Source organism: Nocardioides sp. LHG3406-4, from assembly GCF_049897745.1.
Taxonomy (GTDB): Bacteria; Actinomycetota; Actinomycetes; order Propionibacteriales; family Nocardioidaceae; genus Nocardioides.
Map to the genome: position 1 here is coordinate 739,244 of NZ_JAFCWV010000001.1, position 22,472 is coordinate 761,715.

The 22,472-nt window shown below is 71.5% G+C and carries 21 protein-coding genes; 4 read left to right on the plus strand and 17 right to left on the minus strand.

Going from position 1 to position 22,472, the window contains the following annotated elements; all coding sequences use genetic code 11:
- Positions 1-14 precede the first annotated feature (14 nt).
- From ACP7BP_RS03595 to ACP7BP_RS03630, 8 genes are all read right to left on the minus strand, one after another.
- Positions 15-2,447 carry an NADH-quinone oxidoreductase subunit G gene (locus ACP7BP_RS03595; RefSeq protein WP_426242565.1) on the minus strand — a complete coding sequence of 811 codons (2,433 nt, stop codon included), beginning with the start codon at positions 2,445-2,447 and terminating at the stop codon, positions 15-17.
- Positions 2,447-3,757 carry an NADH-quinone oxidoreductase subunit NuoF gene (nuoF, locus tag ACP7BP_RS03600; protein ID WP_426242567.1) on the minus strand — a complete coding sequence of 437 codons (1,311 nt, stop codon included), beginning with the start codon at positions 3,755-3,757 and terminating at the stop codon, positions 2,447-2,449. Before nuoF ends, ACP7BP_RS03595 begins: the two co-directional genes overlap by 1 nt.
- Positions 3,754-4,500, minus strand: coding sequence for an NADH-quinone oxidoreductase subunit NuoE (nuoE, locus tag ACP7BP_RS03605; RefSeq protein WP_426242569.1), 747 nt, complete (start codon positions 4,498-4,500; stop codon positions 3,754-3,756). Before nuoE ends, nuoF begins: the two co-directional genes overlap by 4 nt.
- A complete protein-coding gene (locus ACP7BP_RS03610; protein WP_426242571.1) occupies positions 4,497-5,837 on the minus strand; it encodes an NADH-quinone oxidoreductase subunit D in 1,341 nt (446 codons plus the stop codon). Before ACP7BP_RS03610 ends, nuoE begins: the two co-directional genes overlap by 4 nt.
- Positions 5,837-6,574: an NADH-quinone oxidoreductase subunit C gene (locus tag ACP7BP_RS03615; protein ID WP_426243380.1), complete on the minus strand. Its 738-nt coding sequence runs from the start codon at positions 6,572-6,574 to the stop codon at positions 5,837-5,839. Before ACP7BP_RS03615 ends, ACP7BP_RS03610 begins: the two co-directional genes overlap by 1 nt.
- A 95-nt stretch (positions 6,575-6,669) precedes the next feature.
- Positions 6,670-7,224: a NuoB/complex I 20 kDa subunit family protein gene (locus ACP7BP_RS03620; protein ID WP_426242573.1), complete on the minus strand. Its 555-nt coding sequence runs from the start codon at positions 7,222-7,224 to the stop codon at positions 6,670-6,672.
- Positions 7,225-7,231: 7 nt separating this feature from the next.
- Positions 7,232-7,591: an NADH-quinone oxidoreductase subunit A gene (locus tag ACP7BP_RS03625; protein WP_426242575.1), complete on the minus strand. Its 360-nt coding sequence runs from the start codon at positions 7,589-7,591 to the stop codon at positions 7,232-7,234.
- 249 nt (positions 7,592-7,840) lie between these two features.
- Positions 7,841-8,530, minus strand: coding sequence for a demethylmenaquinone methyltransferase (locus ACP7BP_RS03630; protein WP_426242577.1), 690 nt, complete (start codon positions 8,528-8,530; stop codon positions 7,841-7,843).
- 119 nt (positions 8,531-8,649) lie between these two features.
- Here ACP7BP_RS03630 and ACP7BP_RS03635 point away from each other — a divergent pair, with 119 nt between their 5' ends.
- Together ACP7BP_RS03635 and ACP7BP_RS03640 are read left to right on the plus strand one after the other, a co-directional pair.
- On the plus strand, positions 8,650-9,759 hold the full coding sequence (locus tag ACP7BP_RS03635) for a L,D-transpeptidase family protein (RefSeq protein ID WP_426242579.1): 1,110 nt from the start codon (positions 8,650-8,652) through the stop codon (positions 9,757-9,759).
- A 36-nt stretch (positions 9,760-9,795) separates the two neighbouring features.
- On the plus strand, positions 9,796-11,070 hold the full coding sequence (locus tag ACP7BP_RS03640) for an isochorismate synthase (protein ID WP_426242581.1): 1,275 nt from the start codon (positions 9,796-9,798) through the stop codon (positions 11,068-11,070).
- A gap of 389 nt (positions 11,071-11,459) precedes the next feature.
- Here ACP7BP_RS03640 and ACP7BP_RS03645 read toward each other — a convergent pair whose 3' ends face one another.
- Positions 11,460-12,113 (minus strand): MBL fold metallo-hydrolase, encoded by a 654-nt coding sequence (locus tag ACP7BP_RS03645; protein ID WP_426242583.1) that lies wholly within the window; start codon positions 12,111-12,113, stop codon positions 11,460-11,462.
- Between the two features lie 74 nt (positions 12,114-12,187).
- On the opposite strand from ACP7BP_RS03645, the gene ACP7BP_RS03650 reads away from it, so the two are divergent.
- Together ACP7BP_RS03650 and ACP7BP_RS03655 are read left to right on the plus strand one after the other, a co-directional pair.
- Positions 12,188-12,703, plus strand: a complete 516-nt coding sequence (locus ACP7BP_RS03650; RefSeq protein WP_426242585.1) for a GNAT family N-acetyltransferase — start codon at positions 12,188-12,190, stop codon at positions 12,701-12,703.
- A 171-nt stretch (positions 12,704-12,874) separates the two neighbouring features.
- Entirely contained in the window at positions 12,875-14,023 is a 1,149-nt protein-coding gene (locus ACP7BP_RS03655) for a glycoside hydrolase family 16 protein (protein WP_426242587.1), read from the plus strand.
- Positions 14,024-14,120: 97 nt separating this feature from the next.
- Here ACP7BP_RS03655 and ACP7BP_RS03660 read toward each other — a convergent pair whose 3' ends face one another.
- The 8 genes from ACP7BP_RS03660 to ACP7BP_RS03695 form a co-directional block, all read right to left on the minus strand.
- Positions 14,121-14,663: a GNAT family N-acetyltransferase gene (locus tag ACP7BP_RS03660; protein ID WP_426242589.1), complete on the minus strand. Its 543-nt coding sequence runs from the start codon at positions 14,661-14,663 to the stop codon at positions 14,121-14,123.
- Positions 14,633-16,492 carry a Na+/H+ antiporter gene (locus tag ACP7BP_RS03665; protein WP_426242590.1) on the minus strand — a complete coding sequence of 620 codons (1,860 nt, stop codon included), beginning with the start codon at positions 16,490-16,492 and terminating at the stop codon, positions 14,633-14,635. The genes ACP7BP_RS03660 and ACP7BP_RS03665 overlap by 31 nt, the downstream gene beginning before the upstream one ends.
- A gap of 54 nt (positions 16,493-16,546) precedes the next feature.
- The gene (locus ACP7BP_RS03670; RefSeq protein ID WP_426242592.1) at positions 16,547-17,476 is read right to left on the minus strand and encodes a helix-turn-helix domain-containing protein; all 930 of its coding nucleotides are present in this window, start codon (positions 17,474-17,476) and stop codon (positions 16,547-16,549) included.
- 67 nt (positions 17,477-17,543) lie between these two features.
- The gene (locus ACP7BP_RS03675; protein WP_426242593.1) at positions 17,544-17,909 is read right to left on the minus strand and encodes a hypothetical protein; all 366 of its coding nucleotides are present in this window, start codon (positions 17,907-17,909) and stop codon (positions 17,544-17,546) included.
- 38 nt (positions 17,910-17,947) lie between these two features.
- Positions 17,948-18,766 carry an S-methyl-5'-thioadenosine phosphorylase gene (locus tag ACP7BP_RS03680; RefSeq protein ID WP_426242595.1) on the minus strand — a complete coding sequence of 273 codons (819 nt, stop codon included), beginning with the start codon at positions 18,764-18,766 and terminating at the stop codon, positions 17,948-17,950.
- A gap of 42 nt (positions 18,767-18,808) precedes the next feature.
- The gene (gene menD, locus ACP7BP_RS03685; protein WP_426242597.1) at positions 18,809-20,389 is read right to left on the minus strand and encodes a 2-succinyl-5-enolpyruvyl-6-hydroxy-3-cyclohexene-1-carboxylic-acid synthase; all 1,581 of its coding nucleotides are present in this window, start codon (positions 20,387-20,389) and stop codon (positions 18,809-18,811) included.
- Complete coding sequence (locus ACP7BP_RS03690; RefSeq protein ID WP_426242599.1) at positions 20,386-21,339, minus strand: o-succinylbenzoate synthase; 954 nt, start codon at positions 21,337-21,339, stop codon at positions 20,386-20,388. The genes menD and ACP7BP_RS03690 overlap by 4 nt, the downstream gene beginning before the upstream one ends.
- Entirely contained in the window at positions 21,336-22,334 is a 999-nt protein-coding gene (locus ACP7BP_RS03695) for an AMP-binding protein (protein ID WP_426242603.1), read from the minus strand. Before ACP7BP_RS03695 ends, ACP7BP_RS03690 begins: the two co-directional genes overlap by 4 nt.
- Positions 22,335-22,472 lie beyond the last annotated feature (138 nt).

The window sequence follows — 22,472 nt, forward strand, 5'->3', positions numbered from 1 at the left end:
GATCGAGGTCGCGCTCATGCCCCTGCTCCCTTCACGGTGACCGAGCTGCCGGGTGACGCGAGGTCTGCCAGCACCCCTCGGCCCACGGAGTTGGCCGGCACCCACACGACGCCGTCGGGCAGGTCCGCGACCTCGACCGGCAGCGTGACCGAGCCGCGGTCTCCGGTCAGGGTCGCCTGCGGGACGGCGCCCGGGTCGAGCATGCCGAAGAGGTCGTCGTACGCCGTCTGGCCGAGGCGGGCGACCGGCCGGCGGGCGGTGGCGCGCAGGTGGGCGTCGGCGTCCTGCATCGAGCCGTTGTCGATCATCTGCTTCCAGGTGGCCAGCCTCAGCGAGCCCGCCTTGGCGCGCGGCACCTTCGCAGGCCTGCCCTGCTCGAACGCCGGCCGGGCACCGTCCCAGGGGCCGAGGGACGACATCTCCGCGCGGACCGCCTCGACGGTGCGGAAGCCGATCGGCGCGTCCAGCTCATCGGCGATGCCGGAGAGGATGCGCAAGTCGGGAAGCGACGCGGGGTTGCTGAACACGGCCTCGAAGGCGCGCACCCGGCCGTCCCACGTCACGAACGTGCCGGCCTTGTCGGTGACCGGCGCGACCGGGAAGACCACGTCGGCGGCCCGGGTCACGTCGGTCTCGCGCAGCTCGAGGGCGACCACGAACGCGGCCGCCTCGATCGCCGCGCGGGTGGCCGCAGGGTCGCGGGTGTCGTCGGGGTCGACGCCGCCGATGACCAGGCCGCGCACGTCACCGGACACGAGCCCGGCGACGATCGCGTCGGCGTCACGGCCGGCCTTGTCGGGCAGCGAGTCGACACCCCAAGCGGCAGCCGCGTCGACGCGGGCACGCGCATCGGTGACCGGTCGCCCACCGGGCAGCAGGGTCGGCAGGCAGCCGGCCTCGACCGCGCCGCGGTCACCGGCCCGGCGCGGCACCCAGGCCAGCCGGGCGCCGGTGCGGCCGGCCAGCTCCACGGCCGCGGCGAGCGCTCCCGGCGAGGTCGCCAGCCGCTCGCCGAGCATGATGACGCTGTGCGCGTCGACGCCGACACCGGTGCCGCTGGAGTCCAGGCCGGCCAGTGCCGCAGCCTCGTCGCCCGGCGCGGTGGGCACGAGCTGGCCGCCGAGCTTGGTCAGGCCGCGGGTGGTGTACGGCGCGACGGAGACGACGCGGGTCGTGCCCTTGGTCGCCTTGCGCAGCCGCAGGAAGATCGTGCCGGCCTCGTCCTCCGGCTCGAAGCCGACGAGCACGACGACCGAGGCCTTGTCGAAGTCGGCGTACGTGACGTCACCGGAGAGCGCGACGTGCGACCCGAGGAACGACGTCTCCTCCGCCGACAGCGGACGGGAGCGGAAGTCGATGTCGTTGGTGGCCAGCGCGACGCGGGCGAACTTCGCGTAGGCGTAGGCGTCCTCGGCGGTGACGCGCCCGCCGGTGAGCACGGCGCCGGCGCCGGCCTCACGCAGGCCGCGTGCGGCCACGGCGAAGGCCTCGGGCCACGACGCGGGACGCAGCTCGCCGGTCTCCTCGTCGCGCACGGAGGGGTACGACAGCCGGTCGGCCGCCTGGGCGTAGCTGAACGCGAAGCGGTCCTTGTCGGTGATCCACTCCTCGTTGACCTCGGGGTCGTTGCCGGCGAGCCGCCGCATGACCTTGCCGCGCCGGTGGTCGACGCGGATCGCCGCACCGCACGCGTCGTGCTCGGCGATCGAGGGGTTGGAGACGAGGTCGAAGGGCCGCGACCGGAAGCGGTACTCCGCCGAGGTCAGCGCGCCCACCGGGCAGATCTGGATGGTGTTGCCCGAGAAGTAGGACTCGAAGGGCTCCTTCTCGTAGATGCCCACCTGCTGGAGCGCTCCCCGCTCGATGAGCGCGATGAACGGGTCGCCGGCGATCTCCTCGGAGAAGCGGGTGCACCGGGCGCAGAGCACGCAGCGCTCGCGGTCGAGCAGCACCTGCGCCGAGATGTTGATCGGCTTCGGGAACGTGCGCTTGACGCCGTCGTAGCGCGACTCACCGCGGCCGTTGGACATGGCCTGGTTCTGCAGCGGGCACTCGCCGCCCTTGTCGCAGACCGGGCAGTCGAGCGGGTGGTTGACGAGCAGGAACTCCATGATCCCCTGCTGGGCCTTGTCGGCGCCCGGGGAGGAGATCTGGGTCCTGACCTCCATGCCCTCCGTCGCGACGATCGTGCAGGAGGCCTGCGGCTTCATCCGGCCGGGCGGGCCCTGCATCTGCTTGAGGGTCCCGTCGGGACCGGGCAGCGCGACCTCGACGAGGCACTGGCGGCAGGCGCCGACGGGCGCGAGCAGCGGGTGGTCGCAGAACCGCGGAATCTGTACGCCGACCTGCTCGGCGGCGCGGATGACCAGGGTGCCCGGCGGCACGCTGACCGAGATGCCGTCGATCGTCAGCGTGACCAGGTCGGTCTTCTCAGGGGTGGTCGTCATCAGGCAGTCGCTCCTGCCGGTGCGAAGAGGGTCGCGGCCGCCGGGTCGAAGGGGCAGCCACCGTTGGTGAAGTGCGCGACGAACTCGTCGCGGAAGTACTGGATCGACGACTGGATCGGGCTGACCGCACCGTCGGCGAGCGCACAGAACGAGCGCCCGAGGATGTTGTCGCACTGGTCGAGCATGATGTCGAGGTCGGCCTCGGTGCCCTGGCCGTTCTCGAGCCGGGCCAGCGTCTGCACCAGCCACCACGTGCCCTCGCGGCACGGCGTGCACTTCCCGCAGGACTCGTGCTTGTAGAACTCGGTCCAGCGCAGCGTCGCACGGACCACACACACGGTCTCGTCGAAGATCTGCAGGGCGCGGGTGCCGAGCATCGAGCCGGCCGCGCCGACACCCTCGAAGTCGAGGGGCACGTCGAGGTGCTCGGCCGTGAGCATCGGGGTCGAGGAGCCGCCCGGCGTCCAGAACTTCAGCTGGTGGCCGCCGCGCATGCCGCCCGCCAGGTCGATCAGCGTCCGCAGGGTGATCCCGAGCGGGGCTTCGTACTGACCGGGCTTGTTGACGTGGCCGGAGAGGCTGAAGATGCCGTAGCCCTTGGAGCGCTCGGTGCCCATGGAGGAGAACCAGGCGGCGCCCTTGTCGAGGATGCTGGGCACCGAGGCGATGGACTCGACGTTGTTGATGACCGTGGGGCTGGCGTAGAGACCGGCGACGGCCGGGAACGGCGGGCGCAGCCGCGGCTGGCCGCGGCGACCCTCGAGGGAGTCGAGGAGCGCGGTCTCCTCGCCACAGATGTAGGCACCGGCTCCGGCGTGCACCACCAGGTCGAGGTCGTAGCCCGAGCCGTGGATGTCCTTGCCGAGGTGGCCGGCGGCGTAGGCCTCCTCGACGGCGCTCTGAAGCCGGCGGATGACGTGGAGAACCTCGCCACGGACGTAGATGAACGCCGTGTTGGCGCGGATCGCGAACGAGCTGATGATGACGCCCTCGATGAGGGTGTGCGGGCTGGCCATCATGAGCGGGATGTCCTTGCAGGTGCCCGGCTCCGACTCGTCGGCGTTCACCACGAGGTACTTGGGCTTGGGGTTGTCCTGCGGGATGAAGCCCCACTTCATGCCGGTGGGGAAGCCCGCGCCGCCGCGGCCGCGAAGACCGGAGTCCTTGACCGCGGCGATGACGTCCTCGGGCGCCATCTCGAGCGCCTTCCTCAGCCCGGCGTAGCCGCCCTGGTCCTCGTAGGAGGAGAGGGTCCAGCTCCGGTCGGTGCCCCAGTTGTCCGTCAGCACGGGGGTGAGTACGTCGGTCACTGGGAGCCGCCTTCCTGCGCGGGTGGGGCCGTCGTGGCTGCGGAGTGGGGCGCCGTCCAGCCCTGGTCGCGAGCGATGCCCAGGCCGACCAGCGAGGCCGGGCCGGCCGACGGGCCCTCGTCGGCGAGGCCGTCGTTGAACCCGGCGAGGACGCGCTCGGCCTCACGCCAGGTGCAGATCCGCGGCCCACGGGTCGAGCGGACCTCGACCCCGGCGCGCAGGTCGTCGACCAGCTGCGTGGCGGACTCCGGCGTCTGGTTGTCCATGAACTCCCAGTTGACCATCACGACCGGTGCGTAGTCGCACGCGGCGTTGCACTCGATGTGCTCGAGGGTGATGGCCTGGTCGTCTGTCGTCTCGTCGTTGCCGACGCCGAGGTGGTCCTTGAGGCGCTCGAAGATCACGTCGCCGCCCATCACCGCGCACAGCGTGTTGGTGCACACGCCGACGTGGTAGTCGCCGACGGGCTTGCGCTTGAACATCGTGTAGAAGGTCGCGACCCCGCTGACCTCGGCCGCGGTGAGGTCGAGGATCTCCGCACAGGTCTCGATGCCCTCGGGCGTGATCCGCCCCGCCGCGGACTGCACGAGGTGCAGCATCGGCAGCAGGCCCGACCGCTTGTGCGGGTAGCGCGCCGCGATCTCCACCAGCTCGGCGTACGTCGTCTCGTCGATGCCCGACGCGAGCTGTCGGTCCTCGCCCGGCTGTCCGTCTGCCTGTCCGTCTGCCTGTGTCGAGGTCATCGGTCGACTCCTCCCATGACCGGGTCGATGGACGCGATCGCCACGATCACGTCTGCGACCATGCCGCCCTCGCTCATCACGCTGGTCGCCTGCAGGTTGGTGAACGACGGGTCGCGGAAGTGGGCCCGGAACGGGCGGGTTCCGCCGTCGGAGACCACGTGGGCGCCGAGCTCGCCGCGCGGCGACTCCACCGGCACGTAGGCCTGTCCGGCAGGCACCCGGAAGCCCTCCGTCACCAGCTTGAAGTGGTGGATCAGCGCCTCCATGGACTCGCCCATGATGTGCTTGATGTGGTCGAGGCTGTTGCCCATGCCGTCGCTGCCGATGGCCAGCTGGCTCGGCCAGGCGATCTTCTTGTCGGCGACCATGACCGGCGCGCCCTCCAGCCCGGCGAGGCGCTCGACGCACTGCTCGACGATCTTGAGCGACTCGTGCATCTCGGCCAGGCGCACCCGGAAGCGGCCGTAGGCGTCGGCGGTGTCCCACGTCTGGACGTCGAAGTCGTAGGTCTCGTAGCCGGAGTAGGGCTGCGTCTTGCGCAGGTCCCAGGCGTAGCCGGTGGCTCGCAGCGGCGGTCCGGTGAGGCCGAGCGCCAGGCAGCCGGCCAGGTCGAGGTGGCCGACGTTGTCGAGGCGGGCCTTGAAGATCGGGTTGGCGTTGCAGAGGGCGGCGTACTCGGGCAACCGCTTCTTCATCAGCGCGATGAAGTCGCGGATCTCGTCGAGGGCGCCGGGCGGCAGGTCCTGGGCGACTCCGCCCGGGCGGATGAACGCGTGGTTCATGCGCAGCCCCGTGATCAGCTCGAAGAGATCGAGCACCAGCTCACGCTCGCGGAATCCGATCGTCATCACCGTCAGCGCGCCGATCTCCATGCCTCCGGTGGCGATCGCCACCAGGTGGGAGGAGATGCGGTTGAGCTCCATGAGCAGGACCCGCATGACCTGGGCCTTCTCGGGGATGTCCGCCTCGATGTCGAGCAGCCGCTCGACGCCGAGCGCGTAGGTCGCCTCGTTGTAGAACGGGGAGAGGTAGTCCATCCGGGTGCAGAACGTGGTGCCCTGGACCCAGGTGCGGTACTCCATGTTCTTCTCGATGCCGGTGTGGAGGTAGCCGATGCCGCAGCGGGCCTCGGTGACCGTCTCGCCCTCGAGCTCGAGGATCAGGCGGAGCACGCCGTGGGTCGAGGGGTGCTGCGGCCCCATGTTGACGACGACCCGCTCGTCGGCGGAGTCGCCCAGGCCCTCGGTGATGGAGTCCCAGTCCTGGCCGGTGACGGTGAACACCTTGCCCTGGCTGGTGTCGGAGGGCTGTGCGTAGAGATCTTCGGTGGTAGCCATCAGTTGTATGACCTCCGCTGGTCCGGCGGCGGGATGCTGCCGCCCTTGTACTCCACGGGAATGCCGCCGAGGGGGTAGTCCTTGCGCTGCGGGTGCCCCGGCCAGTCGTCGGGCATGAGGATGCGGGTGAGCGCGGGGTGCCCGTCGAAGACGATGCCGAACATGTCCCAGGTCTCGCGCTCGTGCCAGTCGAGAGTGGGGTAGATGCTCACCAGCGACGGGATGTGCGGGTCGGTGTCGGGGGTGCTGACCTCGAGCCGGATCCGGCGGTTGTGAGTCATCGAGAGCAGGTGGTAGACGGCGTGCAGCTCCCGGCCGGCGTCGTCGGGGTAGTGCACGCCACTCACGCCCGAGCAGAACTCGAAGCGCAGCAGCTCGTCGTCGCGCAGCATCTGGGCGACGAACGGGAGGTCCTCCCGGCGCACGTGGAAGGTGATCTCGCCGCGGTGCACCACGACCCGCTCCACGGCCGCGTCGAGGTCGGTCTGGCCCAGCCGTGCCTCGAGGGCGTCGGCGACCTCGTCGAACCAGCCGCCGTAGGGGCGTTGGGTCGAGCCGGGGTAGACGATCGGCGAGACCAGCCCGCCGTACCCGCTGGTGTCACCGGTGCCGCGGGTGCCGAACATGCCGTGGCGTACGCCGACGGCCTGCTCGACGGTCGCGCCCTCCGGCACCAGGTCGGCGGCGCGGGTGCGGTCCTCGCGGGCAGGGCTTCGCTGGGCGCCGTCCTGCGGCACCGCGGGGGTGTCGGCGGTGGGGGCGACGGAGACGGGCTGCTCGTTCTTGGAGGCGGTGGTGGAGTCGGTCTTGCTCTCGTCCTTGTTTTCGTCGCTCACCGGAGCAGGCCCCTCATCTGCGAGGTCGGCAGCGCGGTCAGGGCTGCGGACTCCTGCTCCTCGATCTCAGCGCGGCGGTTGGCTCCGAGCTTGGTGTGCTGGACCTGGTCGTGGAGCTTGAGGATCGCGTCGATCAGCATCTCCGGGCGGGGCGGGCACCCCGGCAGGTACATGTCGACGGGCACGACGTGGTCGACGCCCTGCACGATCGCGTAGTTGTTGAACATGCCGCCAGAGCTCGCGCAGACGCCCATCGCGAGGACGTACTTGGGCTCGGCCATCTGGTCGTAGATCTGGCGCAGGACCGGGGCCATCTTCTGGCTCACCCGGCCGGCCACGATCATCAGGTCGGCCTGTCGGGGGCTGGCCCGGAAGACCTCCATGCCGAAGCGGGCCAGGTCGTACTTGGGGCCACCGCTCGTCATCATCTCGATGGCGCAGCACGCCAGGCCGAAGGTGGCCGGCCAGAAGGACGCCTTGCGCATGTAGCCCGCGACGCCCTCGACGGTGGTCAGGAGCACGCCACTGGGCAGCTTCTCTTCTATACCCACGATTACCTCAGTCCCATTCCAGCCCGCCGCGACGCCAGACGTAGGCGTAGGCGACGAACACGGTGGCGATGAACAGCACCATCTCGATCAGGCCGAAGAACGCCATCGCGTCGAAGTGCACGGCCCACGGGTACAAGAAGATGATCTCGATGTCGAAGACGATGAAGAGCATCGCGGTGATGTAGTACTTCACCGGGAAGCGCCCGCCGCCCACCGGCTGCGGGGTCGGCTCGATGCCGCACTCGTAGGAGTCGAGCTTGGCCCGGTTGTACCGCTTCGGGCCCACCAGCGAGCTCATGATCACCGAGAAGATCGCGAAGCCCGCCGCGAGGAGGGCCAACGCCAGGACTGGCGTGTAGAGCTCCATGCCGTGCGTTCCCTTCCGTCGTACCGCCCCGCCTAGGACCCCGGTCAGGTGACCCTGCAGATGACCTGCAAGCGACCGTGCAAGTCACGCTGCATGTGACCTTGTGAAAGTCTTCACGAGTGGCTCGGCCACAGTCTAGGCGCACGTCCGGGTTCCGTCATCCCGGGGTCCGCACCGCTCGAAAGCCCCGCTGACCTGGGCATTTTGTCAATGCCGCCGTTGCGTAATTGGCGGCGCGGAGGGCCCGCCTCAGGCGGTGGCTCGGTGCAGCGCGACCACGCCACCGGTGAGGTTCCGCCAGGCCGGATCGCGCCAGCCGGCCTCGGCGACCAGGGACGCCAGGCCGGCCTGGTCGGGCCAGGCGCGGATCGACTCCGCCAGGTAGACGTACGCGTCCGGGCTCGACGACACGGCGCGCGCGACGGTGGGCAGCGCCCTCATCAGGTACTCGATGTAGACGGTGCGGAACGGCGCCCACGTGGGGTGGCTGAACTCGCACACGACGAGCCGGCCGCCGGGTCGCGTCACCCGGTGCATCTCGCGCAGCCCGGCGAGCGGGTCGACGATGTTGCGCAGCCCGAAGGAGATCGTCACCGCGTCGAAGGTGTCGTCCGCGAACGGCAGCCGGGTGCCGTCTCCGGCGGTGAACGGCAGCGCCGGTCGGGCCGCCTTCCCCACCCGGAGCATCCCGAGCGAGAAGTCGCACGGCACCACGAGGGCCCCGGCGTCGGCGAACGGCTGGCTGGACGTGCCGGTGCCGGCGGCCAGGTCGAGCACCCGCTCCCCCCGCTGCGGCGCGACCGCGTCGATCACGTCGCGGCGCCAGCGCCGGTCCTGCCCGAGGGACAGCACGTCGTTGGTGACGTCGTACCGCCGGGCGACGGCGTCGAACATGCGACGGACGTCGGAGGGTTGCTTGTCGAGTTCTGCGCGAGCCACGGGCCGGAGCCTACGTCGACCGGCTCGACGACTGCCGAGGAGCAACCAAATGCCCGGCATCCGCGTCTACCTCAGTGACACTGGACGCCGACGAACACAGGTCAACGGATGGGAATGCGATGAGGGCGCTGCGCGCGCTGACGGTGACCGTGCTGACGGTCGCGGTGCTGGCGGCCACCACCGTCGGCGCCGCTCTCGCCGTGCGCTGGTACGCCGACCGGCAGAGCGAGCCGGCGGCCGCGAGCGACGTCGTACCCGAGCCGACACCCACGCCGACGACGCCGGTGGAGGTGCAGCCCGCCACCCCGACCGCCCCGACCACACCGCCCCCCGCCCCGGAGGCGCCCGAGCTCGTCCTCTCGCAGGGCGACGACGGCGAGCAGGTGCGCGAGCTCCAGCACCGCCTGTTCCAGCTCGCGTGGTGGCCCGAGCTGACCACCGGGCGCTACGACGGGGAGACAAGGGAGGCGGTCCGCGGGTTCCAGCAGAAGCGCGGCCTCGAGACCACCGGCCAGGTCGACGAGAGGACCTGGCGGCGACTCACGTCGATGACCGAGACGCCGACGCACGACGAGAAGTTCAACGTGCTGCGCCCTGGCCCGGCGCTCCTCGCGCCCGGTGCGAGCGGCGAGCAGGTGCGCGGCGTACAGGCCCGTCTCAAGCAGATCGCCTGGCTCTTCGGCGACGTGAGCGGCACCTACGACGACGCCACCGTCAAGGCCGTGCGCGGGTTCCAGGCCAAGCGCGAGATCCCCGCGACCGGCGACATCGACCAGCGCACGCTCGACCGGCTCACCGCGATGACCTACACGCCGACCTACGAGCAGCTGCACAACATCCAGCCCAAGCCCGCCGCCCTGGATCCGCGCTGCCGGAGCGGCCGCGTGCTCTGCATCGACAAGAGCTCGCAGTCGCTGCGCTGGGTGGTCGACGGCGAGGTGGTGGAGACCTTCGAGGTCCGCTTCGGCTCCGACGAGCTGCCCACGCGCGAGGGTGACTTCTCGGTGTTCTCCAAGTCCCGCGACCACGTCTCCAGCCTCTACGACACCTCGATGCCGTTCGCGATGTTCTTCTCCGGCGGCCAGGCCGTGCACTACTCGCCGGACTTTGCGGCCAACGGGTACGCCGGCGCCTCGCACGGCTGTGTCAACGTGCGGGACTTCGATGGGGTCGCCTGGCTCTTCGACCAGGTCCGGATCGGCGACCGGGTGATCGTCTACCGGTCCTGACGGGAGCTCAGGAGCGCAGGCGTAGGCTCTGGGCTCGTGACGAGCAGCGCGACCCCCGGCGACTCCGGGGCCGAGTCCACCGGCCGGCCACTCGTCGTACACACCGTCCGGGTCGACCCTGCGGCGGTGCCGCACCTGCTCGACCGGCTCCCCGAGGGCGACGCCAGCACGTGGCTGCGCAAGGGCGAGGGCCTGGTCGGCTGGGGTACGGCGGCCCGCATCCGCACCACCGGGTCGACCCGCTTCGCCGACGCCGACAAGTGGTGGAGCGAGCAGGTCGTGCGCGCCCAGGTGACCGACGAGGTCGGCGAGCCCGGCACCGGACTGGTCTGCTTCGGCTCCTTCGCCTTCGCCGACGAGCCCGGCGACTCGGTGCTGACCGTGCCCCAGGTCGTCTTCGGCCGGCGCGGTGAGACCACCTGGCTGACCACGGTGGGCCCGGCCGAGCTCGACGCCTTCGCCCCGATGGCTGCCGCGTCGGCGCCCGCCGAGGTGAGCTTCGCCGACGGCGCCCTCAACGGCGAGCAGTGGATGACGGTGGTCGCCGACGCGGTGGCCCGCATCAACGCAGGCGACCTCGAGAAGGTCGTCCTGGCACGTGACCTCATCGCGACGGCGACCGAGCCGGTCGACGTGCGCTGGCCGCTGCGCCGGCTCGCCGCGGACTACCCGATGTGCTGGACCTTCCACGTCGACGGCCTCTTCGGCGCCACCCCCGAGATGCTCGTGCGCCGCGAGCGCGGGCTGGTGACCTCGCGCGTGCTCGCCGGCACCATCCGGCGTACGGGCGACGACGGGCGCGACCTCGCGCTCTCCGCCACGCTCGCACGCAGCTCGAAGGACCTGGAGGAGCACGAGTACGCCGTGCGCTCGGTCGCCGACGCCCTCGAGCCGCACTGCTCCTCGATGAACGTGCCGGAGACGCCGTTCGTCCTGCACCTCCCCAACGTCATGCACCTGGCCACCGACGTGGCGGGCGTCGCGCACGACGCCGCCACGGTGTCGAGCCTGCGGCTGGCCGAGGCACTGCACCCCTCCGCCGCGGTCGGCGGCACGCCGACACCTGCGGCGGTCGCGCTCATCTCCGAGATCGAGGGCATGGACCGCGGCCGCTACGCCGGGCCGGTCGGCTGGATGGACGCCACGGGCGACGGCGAGTGGGGCATCGCGCTGCGCTCCGCGCTCCTCGACGGTGCCACCGTGCGGCTGTTCGCGGGCTGCGGAATCGTCGGCGACTCCGATCCGGAGGCCGAGCTCGCCGAGTCGCAGGCGAAGCTGGTGCCGGTCCGCGACGCCCTCACCATCCGCTGACCTCACAGCGCCTGATCCGTCGCGGTGCCCTTGTCGCAGCGGTGAGTCAGCCACATTCTGCGGACCTTCGAATGTGGCTCAGTCACCGCTGAGGCGCGGCGCCCCGTGCGGGGCGGTGTCGTAGCCACATTCGTCCGTCGCAGCGGTGGCCCAGCCACGTTCTGCGGCTCCGAGAATGTGGCTCAGCCACCGCTCAGCCACGAGTCCCCCGGCACCGGTGACCCAGCCACACTCCACCGCGCCACGAATGTGGCTCAGCCACCGCCGAGGCGCGTCGCCCCGGCACCGGTGTCGTAGCCACATTCGTCCGTCGCTGCGGTGACCCAGCCACACTTCACCACGCCACGAATGTGGCTCAGCCACCGCTCAAGGCGACGAGCCGGGAGACGTCAGGGCGAGCCGAGGTCCAGGTCCCGGCCGTCGCCGGGGCGGGCGTACTGCTGACCGGCGTCGCCGAGGAAGCGCCCGAGATGGGTGTCCAGGATGCCCAGCCCCACGGGCGAGTAGACGCGGTCGTGGATGGCCAGGTTGCGCGGCGCGCCCACGGCGAGGGCGAAGTCGATCGCCTCGGACACCTTCTGCCACGGCGCGCAGATCGGCGCGCACAGCACGTCGACGTCCTCGCCGGGCAGGGTGAACGCGTCGCCGGGGTGGTAGACCCGGCGGTCCCCGAGCGTCAGCACGTAGCCGGAGTTGTGGACGCGCGGCAGGTCGGAGTAGATGACGGCGTGCAGCTCGCCGACCGCGCGCACCGGCACGCCGGCCGCCTCGAAGCCGGACCCCGGGGCGACGACGGTCACCCTCTCGATCAGGTCCGGTGCGTCCTCCCGGATCCGGGCGGCCACCGGCTCGATCGTGAAGATGGGCGCGTCGCACGCACGTAGGTGGGCCGGCAGGTAGTGGTCAGGGTGCTCGTGCGTGAGGAGTACGGCGTCGGCGCCGTCGGTGGCACCGGCGTCGGTGAAGGATCCGGGGTCGAGGACCAACGACCGTCCGTCGTACTCGATGCGCACGCAGGAGTGACCGAGCTTCGTCAACCGCATGCCGCACAGTATGGCTCCCCCGATCCCAGCAGACTCGTCTCCCGGCGGCCTGGGCTCTCTGGAAGGCTGGGCGCATGCTCCATCCACCACCCGGTGTGAGCCTGCGGCTCGCCACGCTCGAGGACGTCGAGGCGTGCGCCCGGCTGCACCTGGAGTGCTGGCGGGCGGCGTACTCCCCCATCGTGGACAGCGCGCGGCTCGAGGCCGCCCTCGACCTCGAGCGCTCGGCGCGGAACTGGCGCACCCAGATCGAGGGCGGGCGGGAACGACTGATCGCCGTGCGGGACGACCGACCGGTCGGCTTCGTGTCGTCGGGGCCGGGCCGGGACGACGACCCGCCGACCGAGCTGGAGCTCTACGCGCTCTACGTCGCCGAGGCCGAGTGGGGCCGCGGGATCGGGCGGCTGCTGCTCGCGGAGGAGCTGGGCGGTGACTCCGCGTCGCTGTGGGTCTTCGAGGACAACGCCCGCGCGCGCGGCTTCTACGCCCGGCAGGGGTTCGCGCCCGACGGCGCGCGGAAGAAGGACGACGAGCTCGACGCCTGGGAGATCCGGATGGTGCGCCGGGTGGACCGGCCGGTTCGCGCCTGACCGATCGGACCAACTTTCGGCCGACTCCGGCCGGTGAAGCAAAGGGAAACCGGCCGGGCGGTTATGGTGGAACGCGTCGCCGCCACTGGTTCATGGGGCTGGCGGCCTGACCATCACCCAACGCCCGAACAGGACTCATTCATGTCTGGACGCCGACTCATCGTCGGGAGCATGGCCGCACTCTTGATGCCCGCCTCGCTGCTCCTGGCCTCGCAAGCCAACTCCGAGACGGAGCCCCCCGCACCGTCATCCCTGGCCACCAAGGCCCAGGCCCAGAAGGCCAAGACCCGCGTCGCCATCCAGGTGATGCCGCAGATCAGCCAGTACGGCAAGAAGGCCGCCAGCCCGGGCTCCGCCAGGGCCGCCGTCACCGTCAAGGTGAAGCCGCAACGCCCGGGCACCAAGGTGCTCCTGCAGGTGAAGGCCGGTTCGGCCTGGAAGAAGGCCGGCAAGGCCGTCACCAGCAAGAAGGGCGTGGCGAACTTCAACACCGCCGCCACCCGCAGCGGCAAGCCCGTCACGCTGCGCGCCAAGGTCGGCAAGGTCGCCACCAAGCCGGTGAGCAACGCGAAGTGGATCACCCCCCTCTTCTCCGACGGCTTCGACGGCACGACCCTGGGCACCCAGTGGTCCCACCGGATCCCCGACTACAACCCGGAGGGCTTCCGCGCCTGCTCGAAGGGCGGCCCCGAGGCCGTCCGCGTCGGCGGTGGCACCGTGCGCCTCAGCGTCATCAAGGACCCCACCCGCTCCGACCTGTGCACCGCCAAGCAGGACGGCCGGGTCCTCGGCAAGTACGCCTACCGCCTCAACGGCCACATCTCGACTGAGGACCAGGTCTCCTTCAAGTACGGCTTTGCCGCCGCGCGCATGAAGTTCCAGAAGATGCGCGGCCAGCACGCCAGCTTCTGGCTGCAGCCCGACACCGAGGTTCCGGGTGGCGCGGAGATCGACGTCATCGAGTGGTTCGGCAAGGGTGCCGCCCAGGGCGGTCTCACCAGCTTCACCTACCACCGCGACAGCAAGGGCAAGCTGATCAAGACCGGTGACTGGATCAAGGACTCCGAGAAGTTCCTGGCCAACAAGAAGGACGACTGGTTCAAGGCCTACCACGTCTTCTCCGTCGAGTGGACGCCCAGCGCCTACATCTTCCGCATCGACGGCAAGGAGACCTACCGCAGCACGAAGGGCATCTCCAACCAGCCCGAGTTCCCGATCCTGTCCCTGCTCAGCTCGGACTACGAGATCCCGAACATCGGCTCGGACAGCAAGCTCCCCCAGCACTCGTACGTCGACTGGGTGCGCATCTGGCAGTCCTGAGCCCCGGCTCAGCGGAGCAACACCTCGCACCACAGCGACATCGCGTCGCACCCTCGGGTGCGGCGCGATGTCGCATTCTGCCGCCGTCGCTCGAGCCTCAGAGGGCGGCGCCGTGGACGTGGACGCGCACCCCGCCGTGGCTCACCGTCTCGCGCTCGAAGGTGAGGCCGATCCTCTCCGCCACGCGCTGGGAGGGGACGTTGTCGGGGCGCGTGATCGCGATCAGTCGGCCGATCCCCCGGGCCCGCGCGAGGTCGCGGCACGCGGCCGCCGCCTCGGTGGCGAGCCCGCGGCCCTGGAAGGCCGGCAGGAGGTGGTAGCCGACCTCGAGGTGCTCCTCACCGTCGACCTGCTGCCAGGTCAGGCCACAGTCCCCCACGAATGCGCCCGTGCCGTCGTGCAGGATCCACAGCCCGAACCCGTCACGCGCATAGTTGGCCTCGTTCCACCGGATCCAGTCCAGGGCCTCGGCCCGCGTCTTCGGCCGTGGGTAATGCGTCATCACTGTGGGATCCCCCAGCAGGCGCGCCATGTCGTCCAGGTCGTCCGGCCGCATCCGGCGGAACGTCAGGCGCGACGACGTGGGCGCGTGCTCGGCCAGGCTCATGGTCAGGCGGTCTGGTGGTGCACGTAGCACCACCGCCACTCCTCGCCCTGCTCGGCGGTCTCCATCACCGGATGTGCCGACTCGTGGAAGTGGGCGGTGGCGTGCTGGCCGGGCGACGAGTCGCAGCAGCCGATCTCGCCGCACTCCAGGCACTGGCGCAGCGCGACCCACCTGGTCCCGTCGATCAGGCACTGGGCGCACATGGGCTCGGGCTCGGTCTCGACCGACGGGTAGGCCACGAGCTCGGGGCACTCCTCGTCGTGGATGCCGCCTCCCGGCAGGTTCCTGCGGTCGCTGCGCTCCTCGGTGGCGACGTCCAGCATCGACTCCTCGATGTCGAGCATCGACAAGACGTCAGCGACCACCTCGGAGGCGACGGTCCCGCCGGAGCGGATCTCCAGCACGCGCTCGCGCTCGGCCTCGATCATCGCCAGGCGCACGCGGGCGTACAGCTCGCTCGGCGCCTCGATCTCGGACGTCGTCGACAGCCGCTCCCAGGCGGCGAAGTTCCGTTGGTCGATGCGCTGGCGGATCAGGCCGACGACGTCGTGCGGGTCGTCGTACTCGAGATGCTCGAGCTTTTCGAACCCCGCCTTGGACGCCTGCTGCAGCAGGGTCGCGCGGGCCAGGGCGTCGGAGGCGGGATCGGGCGCGGGTACGTCGAGGCGCCTGGCCAGCCACGGGAGGGACAGCCCCTGGATGAACAGGGTGCCGGCCACCACGGTGAAGGCGACGAGCAGCAGGACCTCGCGGTGCTCGACGTCGGAGGGGATGACGAAGGCGGCGGCCAGCGTCACCACGCCACGCATGCCGGCCCAGCCGAGGATGAAGGTGTAGGTCCACGGTGGCCGGGCGTCGTAGCGGTCCGGCCCCGGGCGCACGAGGAGGAGCCGGGCCGGGAAGACCCATGCCATCCGCAGCACGATCACCGCGACCAGGGTGGCACCGGAGACGACTCCCACCCGGCCCCACGAGACCCCGCCGATGCTGACGTCGTCGATGATCCAGCGCGCTTGGAGGCCGATGAGCAGGAAGACGGCGTTCTCGAGCATGAAGGAGACGGTGCGCCAGTTCATCCGCTCGGCGATCCGGCTCTGCGCGGTCTGCACGATCGGCGCCTTGTGGCCCAGCAGCAGACCCGCGACCACCACCGAGACCACACCGGAGGCGTGCACGCGCTCGGCGCTGATGTAGGCGGCGAACGGCACGACGAACGAGATGGCCGTGTCCAGCACCGGGTCCTCCACCCGCTTGCGCATGCGGGCGACGACGTAGAAGAAGACGAACCCGATGAGGACCCCGCCGACCGCCGCTCTGATGAAGTCCTCCGCCACCTCGAAGGCCGCCACCCCGCCCGCGCCGGCCCCGATCGCGGTGCGCAGCGCGACCAGGGCCGTCGCGTCGTTCATCAGGGACTCGCCCTCGAGGACCGTGACGATCCTGCGCGGCAGGCCGATGTTGCGCCCGATCGCCGTGGCGGCCACCGCGTCCGGCGGCGCGACGACGGCCCCGATCGCGAAGGCGGCGGGCCAGCTGAGGTCGGGCAGGAGGGCGTGCACCAGGACGGCGACGCCGGTGGTGGTGAAGACCACCAGCCCCACCGAGAGCAGGAGGATCACCCGCCGGTTCGCGTTGAAGTCGACCAGCGAGGTCTGTACGGCGGCGGCGTAGAGCAGCGGCGGCAGCAGGCCCAGGAGCACGACCTCCGGGCCGAGCTGGATCTCGGGCAGCATCGGCAGGAAGGACCCGGCGATGCCGACGGCGATCAGGAGCAGGGGTGCCGGGAGGGAGAGTCGGCTCGCCACCGCCGTGCCGGTGAGGACGACGACTGCCAGGGCGACGAGCAAGAATGCGATCTCCACCGAGCCAGTGTGCCGGACGTCGGCGACCCTGACCGCAGGCGACCACCGCTCAGCTCAGGCGGGCTCCGCCACCCACAGCATCGGATCGCCCCAGCCGAGCTCATCGACCCCGTGCTTGCCGAACGCCAGCACCACCAGGGTGCGCCGGTGGGCGGCGAAGGTCAGCACGTGCGCGATCATCCCGCCGTAGGTGAAGACCTCGGCGGGCTCGCACAGCGCGTCCACGAACGTGTCGTCCAGCCGGGCGGAGTCGACGACGTCGCGCACGTGGGCGAGGTACGTCGGCCCCTCGGCCGCCAGCCGCTGCCGCAGCGACGACAGCGACTCGTGCTCCTCGACCGACCAGTCGTAGTCGCGGGAGGCCATCGCGGCGTTCCACATGCCCATCTGCCCGACCAGCCGTGACAGCAGCGAGCGGATGGTCTGCCGATCGTCGTCGACGCTGACCTCGATGGGCTCGTCGAGCTGCTCCTCGCTCAGTCGCTCGGCCAGCCGGATCATCTCGCCGGTCAGCCAGATGTGGTGCTCGACCATCTTCGTCATCAGTTCCATGGCAGTGACCTCGTCTCGCGCGGGCAGCCGCAGGCTGCCGGGTGGGTGGAAGTGGACGTCGCTCGGCGCCTCGATCTGGATGTGTCCCGGCTTGCGCCGCCACGACGCCGGCGGGACGCCGTACGCCTTGGCGAAGGCCCGCGTGAACGCCTCGTGGGAGCCGTAGCCCGCCTCCACGGCGATGTCGATCAGCGGCGCGGTGGTGGTGATCATCCGGTACGCCGCCCGCTCGAGGAGGATGCGCCGGCGGAAGGCCGTCGGCGGCTCGCCCGCGACCGAGCGGATCATCCGGTCGAAGTGGAACCGGGAGAAGCCCAGCCGGGCCGCCCACTCCGGACCGGGGGCGATCGCGGCGTCGTCGGACCCGGTCGAGGCGAGCGCCTCGGTCAGGTGGTCGACGAACCCGGCGAAGGTGTCGGTGGCAACGCTCATGGGATGAGGGTGTCGCGTCGTCGCGGCTGCGCCTTGATCACGCTTGCCCAGATCGCTCCCGGCCTGGTCATGCTGGGCCGGCGCGGTCGGGGGCCAGGGACCCGACACCGGACTTGTAGTGCGTCTCGTACCTGAAGCGCAGGTTCTCGGGCGACGGCGGAAGCAGCACCGAGGCGACCTGGCCCACGATGTCGCCCTCGAGGTGCACGCTCAGGTGCACGTTGCGGTCGGCCGGGACCTCGAAGGTCACCGGACCCCACACGACGACGTACTGCCGGCCGTCGATGCTCACGATCGGGCGGTACCTGCTGGCCACGATCGAGTTGCCGGTCGTGAGACCGACGGTGACGGTACGTCGCGGCCCGGTGTGCCACTCGACGTACGGGACGACGCCGGGCGTGGAGGAGAGGGACTGCGTGTCGGTCTGGGTCATGGGGCCATGATGCCCAGCCGGACGGGGGATCATGTGCGTCACGACCCCGCAAGGCTCGACGGCACCGCGTAGGTCAGCTCGACGCCGTCGGCCCAGGTGGAGCACGCGCAGCCGTCCGGGTCGGGCAGCGCCTCGATCGCGGTGCGGAGGATGCCGCCGAGCCTGTCGAGGTTCTGCTTGAACATCGCGAAGACCTCCTCCTGCCCGACGCCCTGGCCCGACTCGGCACCGGCGTCCATGTCGGTGACCAGCGCGATCGCGGCGTAGCACTGGCGCATCTCGCGGGCCAGCATCGCCTCGGGCGCACCGGTCATGTTGATGAGGTCCCAGCCCTGGTCGGCGTAGTGGCGCGACTCCGCCCGCGTGGAGAAGCGCGGACCCTCGATGACGACCATGGTCCCGCCAGGGGTGATGTCGGCACCGGCCGTGGCCAGGGCACCGCTCACACCGGGGCAGTAGGGGTCGGCGAAGGGGAGGTGCACCGCGCCCGTCTCGACGTACGACGAGACCCGGCGATGCGTGCGGTCGACCAGCTGGTCCGGCACGACGATGTCGCCCGGCTCGACGCGCGTGCTCAGGCCGCCGACGGCGCAGGGCGCGAGCACCTGACGCACGCCCAGAGAGCGCAGCGCCCACAGGTTCGCGCGGTAGTTGATCGCGTGCGGCGGGTGCTCGTGGTGCGGCCCGTGGCGCGGCAGGAACGCCACACTGCGACCGGCCACGGTGCCGATCGCGACGGACGCCGACGGGTCGCCGTACGGCGTCCTGATCCGGTGCTCGCTGGCGTCGTCGAGGAAGGAGTAGAAGCCGGTGCCGCCGATGACTGCGACGTCGGCGCGCTGGATCGGTGCGGTCACGCGGCCACTCTGCCAGGTGCGAGCTCGCGAGCCTCGAGACCTCTACGGCACCAGCGCGCGGATCCTGGCGTCGAGGTCGCGGCGGTTGTCGCGGCGCACCCGCACCTCGACGATCTCGATGCCGCCGTTGGGTGAGGCCAGCGCCTGCTCGAGCTCGGGCAGCGACTCGACGCGCCAGTGCGGGGTCCCGCTCGCGGCGCACAGCGCGGCCAGGTCGACGTGGTGCGGGGTGCCGAAGAGGCGGTCGTAGGCACCGGCGTACGCCGCGTCGCCCTGCTCGAGCATCGCGAAGATCGAGCCGCCGTCGTCGTTGACGACCACGATGGTCAGGTCGGGCCGCTCCTCGGCCGGCCCCAGGAACAGCCCGCTGGCGTCGTGCAGGAAGGTCACGTCACCCATCACGGCGAAGGCCCGGTCCGACGGCCGGCCCAGCGCCGCCCCGATCGCAGTGGAGATCGTGCCGTCGATGCCGGCCAGCCCGCGGTTCGCGACGACCTTGCGTCGGGCGCCGACGGCGTACCTCGGCACCATCAGGTCGAGGTCGCGGATCGGGCTGGAGGCGCCGACCACGAGCAGTCCGCCGGGCGGCAGGGCCGTGGCTACAGCCCCCAGCACCTCGTACGGCGTGAGGTCGGGCTCGGCGGCCAGCAGCGCGTCGAGCTGGGTGGCGACCGAGGCATCGGCCGCGTGCCACTCGCCGATCCACCCGGGCTCCCCCGGATCGCAGGCGAGCGCGTCGAACTCGACGTCGACCTCGAACGGCCGCTCGGCCCAGACCCCAGGTGAGCGCTGGGCCCACACCTCGACGTCCGAGCGAGCTAGCAGCCGGGTGACCGGGCGCGACAGCGTTGGGTGACCGTAGACGACGACGCGCTCGATACGGCCGCCGAGCTCACCGTCGAGCAGGAGCCGGTAGCAGCGCAGGGCGCTCTCGCCGGTGCGCGAGCCGCTGGACGGCTCGGCGAACAGCGGCCACCCGGCCCGCTCCGCCAGCACCCGTGCGGGCGGTCCGGCGTCGTCGCCGGCCACCACGACGGTGAGCGGCCCGGCCGGGATCGGGGTGCCGTCGCCGTACTTCGGCCACCGGCGCTCGCGCGCCGCCGGCACCTCGGGCAGCCAGCCGCCCTCGTCGTCGTCGGGCAGCAGCGGGTCGTCGAGCTGCACGTTGAGGTGCGTCGGCGCGTCGTCGGCAAGCTCGAAGTCCCCGGACCCGGCCGCGAGGTCCTGCGTCCGCACCAGCGGCCCGAAGACGCCCACCTGGTCGGTCGTCTGGTTGGCGTTGGTGCCGCGCAGCGAGGCCGGCCGGTCGGCGGTCACGGCGATCAGGCCGACCGCCGCGTGCGCCGCCTCGAGCACCGCGGGGTGGAGGTTGGCGACCGCCGTGCCCGACGTGCACAACACCGCGGCCCGGGCGCCGACCTTGCTCAGGCCGAGGGCCACGAACCCGGCCGAGCGCTCGTCGAGACGCGAGTGCAGCCGGAGCCGACCGGCCTCGGCGGCGGCGTACACCGCGAACGACAGCGGTGCGTTGCGCGAGCCCGGGGCGACGACGACGTCGGTGACGCCGGCCTCGACGAGGGTGGCGACGATGCCCCGGGCGAGATCGGTCGACGGGTTGCTCACGAGGGGCGATCCTGCCGTACGCCGCGCACCTCGCTGAGGCGGTGCTCCCAGTGCACTCGTCGGTCGGCAGCGGCGGCGAGCCGGGCCAGCGCCTTCTCGTCGACCACCGGGACCGTCACCGGCAGCCAGCCGTCGACGGGCAGCAGCGGCTCGACGACCACGTCCTCGTGGAAGAGCTGCACGGTCGCCAGGCCGCACGCGTGCTCGAGGCTCGGGAGCGCGGCGGCCAGCGCCACACCGGCGGCGATGCCGACCGACGTCTCGAGCGCGGAGGAGACGACGACCGGGAGCCCGATGTCCTCGGCGATCCGCAGGCACGCCCGCACCCCGCCGAGCGGCTGCACCTTGAGCACCGCGATGTCGGCGGCCTCGAGGTCCCGGACCCGGTAGGGATCGGTCGCCCGGCGGATCGACTCGTCGGCGGCGATCGGCACGTCCACGCGACGGCGGACCCGGGCGAGGTCCTCCACGTCGGCGCACGGCTGCTCGACGTACTCCAGCCCACCCGCGGCGCGGTCGAGCACCGGGATCGACGACACGGCCTGGTCGAGCGACCAGAGACCGTTGACGTCGATGCGGACCTTGCCGGCCGGGCCGAGCGCATCGCGCACCGCCTCGACGCGGGCCTGGTCGTCGGCGAGGGTCTGGCCCGGCTCGGCCACCTTGACCTTCGCGGTCCGGCAGCCACCGGCCGTGACGATCTGGTGAGCGCGGACCGCGTCGACCGCCGGGACGGTGACGTTGACCGGCACCCGGTCGCGCACGGCCGTCGGCCAGTCACCGGCCGCAGCCTCCTCGGCGCAGCGCAGCCACGGCTCGGCGACCTCGGGCGAGTACTCCAGGAAGGGGCTCCACTCCCCCCACCCGCCGCCCTCCCCGCGCAGCAGCACCCCCTCGCGGACGGTGATGCCGCGGAAGCGGGTCCGCATCGGGATAGAGAAGACGTTCATGCGAGCTCCCGCAGTGCTATCTCTCTGAGGGCGACCCGGTCGACCTTGCCGTTGCCGAGCAGCGGCAGCGCATCGAGTACGACGACCTGCCGCGGCGCCCACGACCGCGGGTGCTCGGCGGACACCCAGTCGCGGGCCTCGTCGAGCTCGATCCCTCCCGTGACGAAGGCGACCACGCGCTGGCCCCACTCGACGTCGTCGACGCCCAGCACCTCGCAGCTGCCCACGCGGGGGTGCGCGCGCAGCCGGGCGGCGACGGCTGGCAGCGGCACGTTGACGCCCCCGCTGATCACCACGTCGTCGAGCCGGCCGAGCACCTGGAGCCGACCGTCCTCGTCGAGTCGGCCGGCGTCGCTGGTGAGGTACCACCCGTCGACCAGGGTCTCGGCCGTGAGCGCCGGGTCGCCGTCGTACCCGGAGAAGAGCGTCGGGCCTCCGATCCGAACCCGCGAGTCGGTGCCGACGGCCACCGCCACGCCGTCGAGCGGCAGCCCGTCGTACACGCAGCCGCCCGCGGTCTCGCTCGCGCCGTACGTCGCGACGAGGCGCAGTCCTGCGTCCTCGGCACGGCTGCGCAGCGCCGGGTCGATCGGGCCGCCCCCCAGCAGGATCGTGTGCATGCCGCGCAGCGCGGCGACGTCGTCGGGCGAGTCGAGCAGCCGGTGCAGCTGGGTGGGCACGAGCGAGGTGAGCTCCGCGTCGCCCCAGCCGTCGAGCGCCGGCTCGTGCCCGGCGACCAGCGAGCGGACCACGACCTGGACGCCCGCGACGTACGACGACGGCAGGACCAGCGCCCACCGACCCGCGTGGCCGAGCCGGCGGGTCGAGGCGGTCACGGAGGCGAGCACGGCGTCGCGCGTCAACACCACGCGCTTGGGGGTGCCGGTGGAGCCCGACGTGGTGATGAGCAGCCGCTCGGGGTCGTCGGCGCCGAGCCAGCGCGTCAGCGCCGCGACAGCAGCCGCCGGGTCGTCGGGCGGGCGCAGGAAAGTCACGCGAGGCACGCTAGTCGCAGTGGAAGAATCCCCCGCGATGACCTCACGACTCCCGGGTTGGCTGGTGATCGCCGGCATCGTCGTCCTCGCGACGGTCGACATCCATCCGTCGGCGTGAGCCGCCGAGGGCCACCTTGC